Origin of the sequence: Pseudomonas sp. 3MA1 (assembly GCF_029237275.1) — a bacterium.
Classification (GTDB): domain Bacteria; phylum Pseudomonadota; class Gammaproteobacteria; order Pseudomonadales; family Pseudomonadaceae; genus Aquipseudomonas; species Aquipseudomonas fluorescens_AP.
Genome location: NZ_JAACFX010000014.1, coordinates 31,976 through 43,700 on the forward strand (window position 1 = coordinate 31,976; position 11,725 = coordinate 43,700).

At 64.2% G+C, this 11,725-nt stretch carries 14 protein-coding genes; 12 read left to right on the plus strand and 2 right to left on the minus strand.

What is annotated here, in order from left to right:
* Positions 1–3 precede the first annotated feature (3 nt).
* Positions 4–906: a TIGR01777 family oxidoreductase gene (locus GWQ44_RS27275; RefSeq protein WP_016965960.1), complete on the minus strand. Its 903-nt coding sequence runs from the start codon at positions 904–906 to the stop codon at positions 4–6.
* Between the two features lie 194 nt (positions 907–1,100).
* On the opposite strand from GWQ44_RS27275, the gene GWQ44_RS27280 reads away from it, so the two are divergent.
* The 12 genes from GWQ44_RS27280 to GWQ44_RS27335 all read left to right on the plus strand — a co-directional run bounded on the left by GWQ44_RS27280 (position 1,101) and on the right by GWQ44_RS27335 (position 11,136).
* Positions 1,101–2,087: an NAD(P)/FAD-dependent oxidoreductase gene (locus GWQ44_RS27280; RefSeq protein ID WP_016965959.1), complete on the plus strand. Its 987-nt coding sequence runs from the start codon at positions 1,101–1,103 to the stop codon at positions 2,085–2,087.
* Positions 2,084–2,299 (plus strand): TIGR02450 family Trp-rich protein, encoded by a 216-nt coding sequence (locus GWQ44_RS27285; RefSeq protein ID WP_016965958.1) that lies wholly within the window; start codon positions 2,084–2,086, stop codon positions 2,297–2,299. The genes GWQ44_RS27280 and GWQ44_RS27285 overlap by 4 nt, the downstream gene beginning before the upstream one ends.
* Positions 2,300–2,419: 120 nt before the next feature.
* Positions 2,420–3,370, plus strand: coding sequence for a DUF523 and DUF1722 domain-containing protein (locus tag GWQ44_RS27290; RefSeq protein WP_016965957.1), 951 nt, complete (start codon positions 2,420–2,422; stop codon positions 3,368–3,370).
* Positions 3,371–3,373: 3 nt separating this feature from the next.
* Positions 3,374–4,309, plus strand: a complete 936-nt coding sequence (locus GWQ44_RS27295; RefSeq protein WP_275928722.1) for a MerR family transcriptional regulator — start codon at positions 3,374–3,376, stop codon at positions 4,307–4,309.
* A 13-nt stretch (positions 4,310–4,322) separates the two neighbouring features.
* Positions 4,323–5,765 carry a deoxyribodipyrimidine photo-lyase gene (phrB, locus tag GWQ44_RS27300; protein ID WP_275928723.1) on the plus strand — a complete coding sequence of 481 codons (1,443 nt, stop codon included), beginning with the start codon at positions 4,323–4,325 and terminating at the stop codon, positions 5,763–5,765.
* A complete protein-coding gene (locus GWQ44_RS27305; RefSeq protein ID WP_047306046.1) occupies positions 5,762–6,187 on the plus strand; it encodes a nuclear transport factor 2 family protein in 426 nt (141 codons plus the stop codon). Before phrB ends, GWQ44_RS27305 begins: the two co-directional genes overlap by 4 nt.
* Entirely contained in the window at positions 6,184–6,954 is a 771-nt protein-coding gene (locus GWQ44_RS27310) for an SDR family NAD(P)-dependent oxidoreductase (protein WP_047306047.1), read from the plus strand. Before GWQ44_RS27305 ends, GWQ44_RS27310 begins: the two co-directional genes overlap by 4 nt.
* Complete coding sequence (locus GWQ44_RS27315) at positions 6,951–8,198, plus strand: FAD-dependent oxidoreductase (RefSeq protein WP_275928724.1); 1,248 nt, start codon at positions 6,951–6,953, stop codon at positions 8,196–8,198. Before GWQ44_RS27310 ends, GWQ44_RS27315 begins: the two co-directional genes overlap by 4 nt.
* Positions 8,195–9,010, plus strand: a complete 816-nt coding sequence (locus tag GWQ44_RS27320) for a DUF1365 domain-containing protein (RefSeq protein WP_047306049.1) — start codon at positions 8,195–8,197, stop codon at positions 9,008–9,010. Before GWQ44_RS27315 ends, GWQ44_RS27320 begins: the two co-directional genes overlap by 4 nt.
* A complete protein-coding gene (locus tag GWQ44_RS27325) occupies positions 8,997–10,268 on the plus strand; it encodes a cyclopropane-fatty-acyl-phospholipid synthase family protein (RefSeq protein WP_016965510.1) in 1,272 nt (423 codons plus the stop codon). Before GWQ44_RS27320 ends, GWQ44_RS27325 begins: the two co-directional genes overlap by 14 nt.
* Positions 10,261–10,776: a DUF2878 domain-containing protein gene (locus GWQ44_RS27330; protein ID WP_016965511.1), complete on the plus strand. Its 516-nt coding sequence runs from the start codon at positions 10,261–10,263 to the stop codon at positions 10,774–10,776. The genes GWQ44_RS27325 and GWQ44_RS27330 overlap by 8 nt, the downstream gene beginning before the upstream one ends.
* Before the next feature lie 54 nt (positions 10,777–10,830).
* Positions 10,831–11,136 (plus strand): YkgJ family cysteine cluster protein, encoded by a 306-nt coding sequence (locus GWQ44_RS27335; RefSeq protein WP_047306050.1) that lies wholly within the window; start codon positions 10,831–10,833, stop codon positions 11,134–11,136.
* Between the two features lie 8 nt (positions 11,137–11,144).
* Here GWQ44_RS27335 and GWQ44_RS27340 read toward each other — a convergent pair whose 3' ends face one another.
* Entirely contained in the window at positions 11,145–11,663 is a 519-nt protein-coding gene (locus GWQ44_RS27340; protein WP_047306051.1) for an acyloxyacyl hydrolase, read from the minus strand.
* Positions 11,664–11,725 lie beyond the last annotated feature (62 nt).

Consider the following 11,725-nt stretch of genomic DNA (forward strand, 5'->3'; position numbering starts at 1 on the left):
ATTTCAGAGGCGGCTGGCAATATCGTCCAGGGCCGCGGACAAATCAGTGAACTGGAAAGTGAATCCCGCCTCCAGCAAACGCGCGGGAACGGCACGCTGGCCACCCAGCAACAGCAACGACAACTCACCCAGGGCCAGGCGCAAGACAAAGGCCGGCAGCGGCATCAGCGCTGGCCGGTGCAGCACCCGCCCCAGGCTTTTGGCGAATTCGCGGTTGCGCACCGGCTTCGGCGCGCAGGCATTATAAGGACCCCGTGCCTCATCCTGATGCACAAGAAAATCAATCAGGGCAATTTGGTCGTCGATATGAATCCACGGCATCCACTGCCGACCGCTACCGATCGGCCCGCCCAGTCCCAGCTTGAACGGCAGCAGCAGGCGCGACAAAAAACCGCCCTCGGCAGACAGCACCAAACCGGTGCGCACCAACGCCACACGCACCCCCATGGCCTCGGCACGCTGGGCCGTTTCTTCCCAGGCAATGCACAGCTGGCTGGCAAAGTCTTCATTGACCGGAGGCGAATCCTCGCTCAGTTCCCGTTCCCCGCCATCGCCGTACCAACCTACCGCCGATCCCGAAACCAGGACCCTGGGCTTGTGCTCGCGACTTTCGAGCCAGGCCAGCAGGGTTTCGGTGAGGGCAATACGGCTGCTCCACAGCAGCGCCTTGCGCTTGTGGGTCCAGGGCCGGTCGGCGATCGGGGCGCCGGCCAGATTGATCACCGCATCCAGCGGCGTCTGGTCCAGCTCTTGCAAAGTTCTGATGGCCCGCACTTGGGGACCACACAGAGCGGCCACTTTTTCGGGATGGCGCGTCCATACACTCAATTGGTGACCCTGGGCCTGCCAGTAACGACACAGCGCACGCCCGATCAACCCAGTACCGCCGGTCAGCAATATATGCATGACATCTTCCTCGCGTGGCGTTTTACCCGAATCACTAGTCTATTTTTATAAGCAGGGATCTTTTCAATCGGACAGGCTGTGACTTAACGATAGACAACCTGCACAACCGATGACGCCGAAAGCTATACCAAAAAACAATATTGTACAGGTTTTAGTAGCGGCGTAATCTGTACAGACTGGTAAACGAGGCCCCTATGACAGTACCCATCGCAATCATTGGTACCGGCATCGCCGGACTCTCCGCCGCCCAGGCACTTCGAGATGCCGGGCACAGCATCCAACTCTTCGACAAGAGCCGCGGCAGCGGCGGGCGCATGTCGAGCAAACGCAGTGATGCCGGCAGCCTGGATCTGGGGGCCCAGTACTTTACCGCCCGCGACCGTCGTTTCGTCACCGAAGTCCAGCGCTGGCAAGCCAAGGGCTGGGTCGCCGAGTGGGCACCGCAACTCTACAACTCCCAAGGTGGCCAGCTCAGCCCCTCACCCGATGAGCAGACCCGCTGGGTCGGCACGCCGCGCATGAGTGCCATCACCCGCGCCCTGATCGGTGACCTCGAAGTGCACTTCGCCTGCCGCATCACCGAGGTCTTCCGTGGCGAACAGCACTGGCACCTGCAGGACGCCGAAGGCTTTACCCACGGCCCCTTCAGCCACGTGGTGATTGCCACGCCGGCGCCGCAAGCCACTGCTTTGCTGGCCGCCGCGCCGAAGCTCGCCGGGGTGGCTGCCGGGGTAAAAATGGACCCCACCTGGGCCGTGGCCCTGGCCTTCGATACCCCCCTGGAAACCCCGATGCAAGGCTGCTTCGTCCAGGACAGCCCGCTGGACTGGCTGGCCCGCAACCGCAGCAAACCCGGACGCGACAGCCACCTCGACACCTGGATCCTGCATGCCACCAGCGCCTGGAGCCGGCAGCACATCGACCTCTCCAAAGAGGCAGTGATCGAACAATTGCACGGGGCCTTCGCCGAGCTGCTGCACAGCGTCATGCCCGCCCCGACCTTCAGCCTGGCCCACCGCTGGCTCTATGCCCGCCCGGCCACCAGCCATGAATGGGGCGCCCTGGCCGACGCCGACCTGGGCCTGTATGCCTGTGGCGACTGGTGCCTCTCCGGTCGGGTCGAAGGCGCCTGGCTCAGTGGCCAGGAGGCCGCACGCCGGCTGCACGAGAGCCTGCAGTGAATCGCCTCAACCCACGCAAGCTGCTGCTGTCGAAGTGGACGGCAGCCCACCCGCAACGCCGCGAAAAGCACTTTCTGGTCACCGAACTTTTCTGCGATGAAGAAGGCACCGTGCTGGACATCGAACTGCAAGCGGTGCTCACCCGACGCTGCCAGCGATTGAACTGGCAAACCCTGCAGAACGACAGCGAGTGGCAAATGGGCTGGCGGTAACCGGCCCAACCACCGGGCAATACCTGTACAAATAATTTGACTTGTACAACTTTAATTCTATGATGAAGACAAGTTGTACAACGCTACGTTTTTGTACAGGTAAGCCCTGGAGGTTGCACCATGTCCGCCAAGCCGAAAATTGCCATCAGCGCCTGCCTGATGGGCGTGGAAGTCCGCTACAACGGTGGACACAAAGAGTCCCGCCTATGCAGCCGAGTCCTCAGCGAGCACTTCGACTTCGTGCCCCTGTGCCCGGAAGTCGCCATCGGCATGGGCACCCCCCGCGAACCTATCCGCCTGGTCGGCGACCCCGAGCAACCAAGAGCCGTAGGCACCGTGGACGCCAGCCTGGATGTCACCCTGCCCCTGGCCGAATATGGCCAACGCATGGCGGCCGAGGTCGGTGACATCTGCGGCTACATCTTCATGCAGAACTCGCCCTCCTGCGGTCTGGAGCGGGTCAAGGTGTATCAGGCCAACGGTATTCCCCATCGCAACGGCGGCCGCGGCATCTACGCCCAGGCGTTCTGTCAGAAACACCCTGATCTGCCAGTGGAGGAAGCCGGGCGCCTGAACGATCCAGTGCTGCGGGAAAACTTCCTGACCCGGGTCTACGTCTATCGCGACTGGCAGGCGCTGCTCAAGCAGGGCCTGACTCGCCGCGCCCTCACCGACTTCCACTCGCGCTGCAAATACCTGCTGATGGCCCATCACCCGGTGCAGTACAAGACCCTGGGCAATCTGCTGGGCAGCATGGGCAAGAGCGACCCGAACCTGATCGGCCCGCGCTATTTCAGCGAACTGATGGCAGCGCTGAGCAAATGCGCGACCCGCGGCACCCACAGCAATGTGCTGCTGCACCTGAGTGGCTACCTCAAGCAAGCCATCAGCAGCGCGGACAAGCAGGAAGTGCAGCATGTCATTGGTCAGTATCGTCACGGCATCGTGCCACTGGTGGTGCCCCTGACCCTGCTCAAGCACCACTTCCGCCAGCACCCCGACCCCTACATCGCCCAGCAGCTGTATCTGCAGCCGCACCCGGAAAACCTCAGCCTGCGCAACGCGATCTGAGCCATGAAAGGACTCGATCAACAGGCCGAAGACAACAGCGCCCACTACCGGCGTGCCCTGGATGAAGGCTGGCTGCCGATTCGTGAAGTGGCGCGCCAGACCGGGGTCAACGCCGTCACCCTGCGCGCCTGGGAGCGCCGTTACGGGCTGATCGTGCCCCTGCGCACCCCCAAGGGCCACCGCCTGTACTCCCGGGAGCAAGTGCAGGAAATCCTCACCATCCTCACCTGGCTCAATCGTGGGGTAGCGGTCAGCCAGGTCAAGCACCTGCTGGACAGCGCCCCGAGCACCAGTACGCCGGCCGAGAATGACTGGCAGCGGCTGCGCCAGACCCTGAGTCTGGCGATCAGCCAACTGGCCGAGCGCAAGGTCGATGACACCTTCAACCAGGCCATGGCCCTGTATCCGCCGCGCACCCTGTGCGAGCACCTGCTGATGCCCTTGCTGGCGGAACTGGAGCAGCGCTGGCAAGGCCAGTTCGGCAGCCAGATGGAGCAGGTGTTTTTCTATTCCTGGCTGCGCAGCAAGCTGGGGGCACGGATCTACCACAACAACCGGCAACTGCAAGATCCACCTCTGCTGCTGGTCAACCAGTCGGACCTGGCACTGGAACCCCACCTGTGGCTGACCGCCTGGCTGGCCAGCAGCGCCGACTGTCCGGTGGAAGTCTTCGACTGGCCGCTGCCCGGCGCCGAACTGGCCCTGGCCGTCGAACGCCTGCAGGCCCGGGGCCTGCTGCTGTATTCGAGCAAGGCCCTGAACCCTGCGCAGTTGCCCAGGCTGCTCAACGGCATTGCCTGTAAAAAATTCATCGCCGGACCCGCGGTGTGCATCCACCCCGCCGAGTGGTCCGTATGTCTTTCTGAAATCGCCGATCTGCACCTGGCCCAGGACCCGATAACGGCCTGCCAGGCGCTGCTTGAGCGAGGACTCTTCTGAACCGGGAATCAGCATGCAATTGATCTGGCTGCGCAGCGACCTGCGCCTACATGACAACACCGCCCTCTGCGCCGCCGCCCGGCGTGGCCCGACCGTGGCGGTGTACCTGCTGAGCCCGGAGCAGTGGCAGGCCCACGACGACGCACCGTGCAAGGTCGACTTCTGGCTGCGCAATCTGCAGCAATTGAGCACGGCCCTGGGCCGCCTGAACATCCCCCTGCTGATCCGCAGCGCCACCACCTGGGACCAGGCGCCCCAAGTCCTGCTGGAACTGTGCCGGCAACTGCAGGTACGCATGCTGCACTTCAACCAGGAATACGGGATCCACGAGAGCCGACGCGATGCCGCGGTGACCCGGGTCCTGGAAGAAGCCGATATCAGCGTCCAGGGCTACCTCGATCAACTGCTGTTCCAGCCCGGTAGCGTGCTGACCAAGAGCGGCGGCTACTTCCAGGTCTTCAGCCAGTTCCGCAAGGTCTGCTACAGCCGCCTGCACAGCGCGCTGCCGGCCCTGATCGACCTCCCCAAGGCGCAATTGCCGCTGTCGATCCAGGCCGATCCCGTGCCCCAGCATATCGACGGCTTCCCGCGCCCCAGCCAGACACTGCGCGACCTCTGGCCGGCTGGTGAAGACCAAGCCCTGGGCCGCCTGGAACGGTTCACCGACGAGCAGATCAACTACTACCAGAGCGAACGCGACTTCCCGGCCAAGCCCGGCACCAGCCAGCTTTCGCCGTACCTCGCCGCCGGGGTGATCTCGCCGCGGCAGTGCCTGCACGCGGCCTTGCGCTGCAATCAGGGAGAGTTCGAGAGCGGCAACCCCGGCGCCGTCACCTGGATCAACGAGCTGCTGTGGCGCGAGTTCTACAAACACATCCTGGTGGGTTACCCACGGGTTTCCCGGCACCGTGCCTTCCGTCCGGAAACCGAAGCCGTGGCCTGGCGCGACGCCCCCGAAGACCTGGCGGCCTGGCAAGAGGGGCGCACCGGCCTGCCGCTGATCGACGCCGCCATGCGCCAACTGCTGGAGACGGGCTGGATGCACAACCGCCTGCGAATGGTGGTGGCGATGTTCCTGACCAAGAACCTGCTGATCGACTGGCGCGAAGGCGAGCGTTTCTTCATGCGTCACCTGATCGACGGCGACCTGGCGGCGAACAACGGCGGCTGGCAATGGAGTTCCTCCACCGGCACCGACGCCGCACCGTACTTCCGCATTTTCAACCCGATCAGCCAATCGGAACGCTTCGACCCCGAGGGGCGCTTCATCAAGCACTGGCTGCCGCAACTGGCGGGGTTGAACAAAAGGGATATCCACAACCCCGGCGCCATGGGCGGCCTGTTCGCGGTCGCCGGCTATCCGGCGCCCATGGTCGACCTGTCGATGTCACGAGATCGTGCCTTGGCCGCCTTCAAGGCCCTGCCGTCGCGGCCGGACGTGGGAGATGCCCCATGAGTGATTTCCTTGAGCGCTTTGCCCGAGACTTCGCCAGCCTCGACAAGCACAACCTGCAGCGCCTGGATCAGCTCTACAGCGAGGACATCCAGTTCACCGACCCGCTGCACGAGGTCAATGGCTTGCCGCGCCTGCGGCACTATTTCGCCGAGCTGTACGCCAATGTCAGCGAGCTACGCTTCGACTTCCACGGCATCGACAGCTGCGACGAAGGCCAGGGCTACTTGCGCTGGACCATGAGCTACCGCCACCCGCGCCTGCGCGGGGGCCAACTGATCCGGGTCGCCGGTTGCTCGCACCTGCACTGGCGCGACGCCAAGGTCTATCGGCATCGCGACTATTTCGACGCCGGCGCGCTGCTCTACGAACACCTGCCGCTACTGGGCGCGGTGATCGCCTGGTTGAAAAGGAGACTCGGATGAACCCAGCAATGCCACGGCGGATCTGGCTCACCGGTGCCAGCAGCGGCATCGGTGCGGCGCTGGCCGAAGAACTGCTCAAGGCCGGCGCCCAGGTGGCCGTCAGCGCCCGTTCGCGCGAGCCCCTGGAGGCCCTGGCCCAGCGTTATCCGGGGCGGGTGCTGGTGGTGCCCGGCGATCTCACCGACGCCCTGCAGGTGCGCGAGATCGGCAAGCGCATCGCCCAGGCCTGGGGCGCCCTGGACACGGCGATTGTCAATGCCGGGACCTGTGAATACATCGACGTGCAGCAATTCGACGCGGCGCTGATCGAGCGTGTGCTGAGCAGCAACCTGCTGTCCGCCGGCTATTGCATCGAGGCCGCGCTGCCCTTGCTGCGCGCCGGCAATCGCCCCCATCTGGTGGGCGTGGCCAGTTCCGTGACTTATCTGCCGCTGCCCCGGGCCGGTGCCTACGGCGCCTCCAAGGCCGCCCTGCGTTACCTGCTGCAATCCTTGCGCATCGACCTGGCCGCCGAGGGCATCGACGTCACCGTGGTCAGCCCGGGGTTCGTCGATACCCCGCTGACCGCGCGCAACGACTTTGCCATGCCCATGAGCTGGCCCGCCGCCAAGGCCGCCCGGCATATCCACAAGCGTCTGTCACACCGGGATCTGGAGATCGCTTTCCCCGCCCCGTTCATCTTCGGCCTCAAGCTGCTGTCCTGGCTGCCCGGCCGCCTGCAACTGGCCATCGCCAAACGCCTGGCCCGCACGGGGAGTGCATCGTGAAAATCGCCATTATCGGTAGCGGCATCGCAGGGCTGACCTGTGCCTACGTTCTCAACCGTCGCCATGACATCCGGGTCTTCGAGGCCAGCAGCTGGATCGGCGGTCACACCCACACCGTGGAGGTCAGCCACAACGGCGAAACCCAGTCCGTAGACACCGGCTTCATCGTCTTCAACGACTGGACCTACCCCAACTTCATCCGCCTGCTGGGCCAGATCGGGGTCAAGTTCAAACCCACCGAAATGAGCTTCTCGGTGTGCGATCCGGCCTCGGGCCTGGAGTACAACGGCAACAACCTCAACAGCCTGTTCGCCCAGCGGCGCAACCTGCTGTCGCCCGGGTTCTGGGGCATGCTGCGGGACATCCTGCGCTTCAACAAAGCCGCCTTGCTCGATCTGCAGCAACAGCGGATCGCCGCCGACACCACCCTGGGCCAATACCTGAAAGACCAGGGCTACGGCGAGCGTTTCATCCAGCACTACATCGTGCCCATGGGCTCGGCGATCTGGTCCATGTCACGGGTGCAGATGCTCGGTTTCCCCTTGCAGTTCTTTGTGCGCTTCTTCAAGAACCACGGCTTGCTGTCGGTGAACAACCGTCCGCAGTGGTGCGTGATCGAAGGCGGCTCAAGCCGCTACATCGAACCCCTGACCGCTTCGTTCCGCGAGCACATCCGCCTCGACTGCCCGGTGCAACGGGTCGAGCGCGACGAAACCGGCGTGCTGATCCACAGCGCCGCCGGCAGCGAGCGCTTCGACAAGGTGGTGTTCGCCTGTCACAGCGACCAAGCCCTGCAACTGCTGGCCAGCCCCAGCCGGGCCGAGCGGGAGATTCTCCAGGCCCTGCCCTACGCCGACAACGACGTGGTGCTGCACACCGATACCCGGCTGCTGCCGCGCCGGCGCCTGGCCTGGGCCAGCTGGAACTACCGCCTGGACGCCAGCGGCGACAAAGCCGCCGCCGTGACCTACGACATGAACATCCTCCAAGGCCTGAAGAGCGACACCACTTTCTGCGTCAGCCTCAACCAGACCGCGGTCATCGACCCGACGCAGATCCTGGCCCGCTTCACCTATGCCCATCCGCAGTACAGCCTCGAAGCGGTGGCGGCCCAGGCCCGCTGGAGCGAACTGCAAGGCGCCCAGCACAGCTTCTACTGCGGCGCCTACTGGGCCAACGGCTTTCACGAAGACGGCGTGGTCAGTGCCTTGCGCGTGGCCCAGGCCTTTGGTGAACAACTGTGAACAGTGCCCTGTACAGCGGCTGGATCAGCCACCGGCGCTTCGCCCCCAAGGACCATGCCTTCCGCTACCGGATCGGCCTTCTGTACCTGGACCTGGACGAGCAGGACGCGGTGCTGGGGCTCTCGCCCCTGGCGGGCCGCAGCCGTTTCGCCGCCTTCGCCTTCCGCGAAAGCGACTACCTGAAAGACTTCACCGGCCAGGGCATGCGCCTGATCGACGCGGTACGCCAGCAAGTGGCCGCGGCCATCGGCCATGCACCGGGCGGCGCGGTGCGCCTGCTGACCCAGGTGCGCAGCTGGGGCCTGGCGTTCAACCCGGTGAGCTTCTTCTACTGCTTCGAGGCCGACGGGCAACTGGCGGCGATTCTCTGCGAAGTCACCAACACCCCGTGGCGCGAGCGCTATCACTATGTGCTGCCGGCCCGCCCGGACAGTGCCAGCGCGCCCGAGCACCAGCACTTCGCCGTGGCCAAGGCCTTTCACGTCTCGCCGTTTTTGCCCCGCGACCTTGAATACCGCATGAGCTTCAGCCCGCCGGCCGACCGCCTGGGCGTGCACATGGCCGACTGGCAGGGTGATCTCAAGGTGTTCGACGCCACCCTCAGCCTGCAGCGCCAGGCCCTGGATCGCCGCAGCCTGCACCAGTACCTGCGCAGTTTTCCATGGATGACCGCCAAGACCTGCCTGGCCATCTACTGGCAGGCCCTGCGCCTGGCCGCCAAGGGCATCACGTTTTTTCCCCATGAGGCCGCCGACGGCGCCTATCGCACAGCCGCTGTACAACCCAAGGATCGCCGCCATGAAATCCTCTAGCGTATCGGCCAGAAATACCCTGTTCAGCACCCACAGCCTGACCGCCAACCTGTTGCGTCGCGGCGTGCTGCGGCAACTGGCGCAACTCAAGCACGGACAACTGCTGGTCATCGAAAACGCCGAGCGCCTGGTCTTCGGCGACCGCAGCGCGGCCTTGCTTGGTGAAATCCATATCCACGACAGCAGCGCCTGGGGGCTAGTGGCCAGCAGTGGCTCGATCGGTGCCGGCGAGGCGTTCATCCATGGCTACTGGAGCACCCCGGACCTGACGGCGGTGATCCGCGTCTTCGTCAGCAACCTGGAGGTGCTGGATGCCATGGAAGGCGGCCTGGCGCGTCTGGGGCGGCCGCTGGTACGTGGCCTGCACTGGCTCAATCGCAACACGCGCAAGGGCTCGCAGAAAAACATCGCCGCCCACTACGACCTCGGCAATGAGCTGTTCGAGCAGTTTCTCGACCCCACGATGATGTATTCCGCGGCGCAATTTCGCAGCGAGAACGACAGCCTGGAGCAGGCCCAGTTGAACAAACTGGAGCGCATCTGCCAGAAACTCGCGCTCAAGCCCGAAGACCACCTGCTGGAGATCGGCACCGGCTGGGGCAGCATGGCGCTGTATGCGGCGCAGAATTACGGATGCCGAGTCACCACCACCACCTTGTCCAAGGAACAGTTCGCCTTTACCCGGCAGCGCATCGACGCCGCCGGCCTGCAGGACCGGGTCACCCTGTTGCTGGAGGACTATCGCGATCTGGACGGTCAGTACGACAAGCTGGTGTCCATCGAAATGATCGAAGCCGTGGGCCACCGTTTCCTGCCCACCTACTTCAAGCAGTGCGCAAGATTGCTCAAAAGCAACGGCCTGATGCTGCTGCAAGCCATCACCATCCGTGACCAGCGCTATGAACAGGCGAAGAAGGGCGTGGACTTCATCCAGCGCTACATCTTCCCCGGCGGCGCCCTGCCCAGCGTGCAGAAGATGCTCGAAGTGGTCAGCCGCGACACCGACATGAACCTGTTGCACATGGAGGATTTCGGCCTGCACTACGCCCGCACCCTGCGCCTGTGGCACGAGAACTTCCGCCGCGCCCACGGCCGTCTGAGCGAGCTGGGCTATGACGCGTACTTCCTGCGTCTGTGGGAGTTCTACCTGTGCTACTGCGAAGGCGGCTTCCTGGAACGCAGCATCGGCACCGCGCAGATGCTCCTGGCCAAACCTTCGGCGGTGCCGCAACCCCTGCTGGGACGTTTCGATGCGTAAGCAACTGGCCAACGCCCTGCTGTTCCAGCTGGGCTGGTTCATCTGTGTGCTGTCCGGCGACAGCGCCTGGCTGCTGCTGGGGGTGGCGATCCTGCTGGCGCATTTTCGCTGGATCGGCAGTTGGGCAGCGGAAGGCCGGATGATTTTCGGGGTCGCCCTGACCGGCATTACCCTGGACAGCTTCCTGCACTGGCTGGGGGTGTTCCAGTTCCAGCAAGTGAGCCTGTTGATTCCCCTGTGGCTGATCGTGCTCTGGGCCTTGCTGGGCACCACGCTGCGCCACTGCCTGGCGTGGACCGCCCGGCCCTGGTGGCTGACCTGCCTGGTCGGCGCGCTGTGCGGGCCGCTGTCCTATTACGCCGGGGGCCGCCTGGCCGGGGTGACCTTTGCCTATGGCCTGTGGCCGACCCTGCTGGGGCTGGGGCTGCTCTGGAGCTTGCTACTGCCGCTGCTGCACGTGCTCGCACGGCCCACCGCGGAAGAATCACAGGCGGCCATCCCGGACTGAGCGTCCGTCCGGGCTTTCCCACAGCAGGGGCCGACTGCCTTACACTGCGTGCCTATGATCACCATTCCCGTTGTCCCCGTCCCCGAACCCGCCATCAGTTGCTCGACCTGCGCCGCCTGCTGCTGCCAGCTGGAAGTGATGCTGATCACCGACACCGGGGTGCCCGAACGCTTTATCGATACCGATGACTGGGGCGGGGAAGTCATGCGCCGCCTGGACGACGGCTGGTGCGCGGCCCTGGACCGCGACAGCATGCGCTGCAGCATCTATGAGCTGCGGCCATTGATCTGTCGCGAATTCGAGCTGGGGGAAGCCGATTGCTTGAGCGAACGCCGGGGAATCGCCACGGCGTATCGCTGATAGCGGCCTCAGAGCGGCATCGTGTAATGCAGCGCGTAGCTTTCGATACCGTCGTTGGGGGTTTGAATGCCGGCGTTGGAGTAATGGGTGGCGCGGACACCGACTTCATGCCCACCGGCGAAACGCAGGCCGAAACCGATACGGTCTTCGAACTGGAAGGATGACCCGAGCTTGTTGTCCTCGACCTCGGTGTGGGCAAAGGCCGCTACCCCGATCCCCGCCTCGATGTACGGCTTGACGCTGGCCCCGGCGAATTCATAGACCAGCACCGGGGAGAACGACAGGCTGTGATTGCTCGACGTCTTGTCGCCATCCCAATAGGTGTAGGCGCCGCTCCAGTAACCGGTCAGTCGACCGACATCACTTTGCAGCCAGCTCTTGTCCCAGTCCCATTGCATACCCAACCGGTAGGCCTGGGTCGAATCGCTGGTTTGTCCCACGGAGAACTCGACTCCGGCCGCTTGCGCGGAAAAACTGTGCCCCAACAACCCGGCCGCCAGCGCGGCCAAACACAACAGTCGCTTCATCAGGAACGTCCTTTTTCAACGGTTACGTATGGTCTTGTACAACCTTCTGGAAAGGTTATAGA

What these genes read in the sequence shown, in the direction of transcription:
- GWQ44_RS27275 (WP_016965960.1), bottom strand. Translation starts at nt 906, where the DNA reads ATGCATATATTGCTGACCGGCGGTACTGGGTTGATCGGGCGTGCGCTG.
- GWQ44_RS27280 (WP_016965959.1), top strand. Translation starts at nt 1,101, where the DNA reads ATGACAGTACCCATCGCAATCATTGGTACCGGCATCGCCGGACTCTCC.
- GWQ44_RS27290 (WP_016965957.1), top strand. Translation starts at nt 2,420, where the DNA reads ATGTCCGCCAAGCCGAAAATTGCCATCAGCGCCTGCCTGATGGGCGTG.
- GWQ44_RS27295 (WP_275928722.1), top strand. Translation starts at nt 3,374, where the DNA reads ATGAAAGGACTCGATCAACAGGCCGAAGACAACAGCGCCCACTACCGG.
- phrB (WP_275928723.1), top strand. Translation starts at nt 4,323, where the DNA reads ATGCAATTGATCTGGCTGCGCAGCGACCTGCGCCTACATGACAACACC.
- GWQ44_RS27305 (WP_047306046.1), top strand. Translation starts at nt 5,762, where the DNA reads ATGAGTGATTTCCTTGAGCGCTTTGCCCGAGACTTCGCCAGCCTCGAC.
- GWQ44_RS27310 (WP_047306047.1), top strand. Translation starts at nt 6,184, where the DNA reads ATGAACCCAGCAATGCCACGGCGGATCTGGCTCACCGGTGCCAGCAGC.
- GWQ44_RS27325 (WP_016965510.1), top strand. Translation starts at nt 8,997, where the DNA reads ATGAAATCCTCTAGCGTATCGGCCAGAAATACCCTGTTCAGCACCCAC.
- GWQ44_RS27330 (WP_016965511.1), top strand. Translation starts at nt 10,261, where the DNA reads ATGCGTAAGCAACTGGCCAACGCCCTGCTGTTCCAGCTGGGCTGGTTC.
- GWQ44_RS27335 (WP_047306050.1), top strand. Translation starts at nt 10,831, where the DNA reads ATGATCACCATTCCCGTTGTCCCCGTCCCCGAACCCGCCATCAGTTGC.
- GWQ44_RS27340 (WP_047306051.1), bottom strand. Translation starts at nt 11,663, where the DNA reads ATGAAGCGACTGTTGTGTTTGGCCGCGCTGGCGGCCGGGTTGTTGGGG.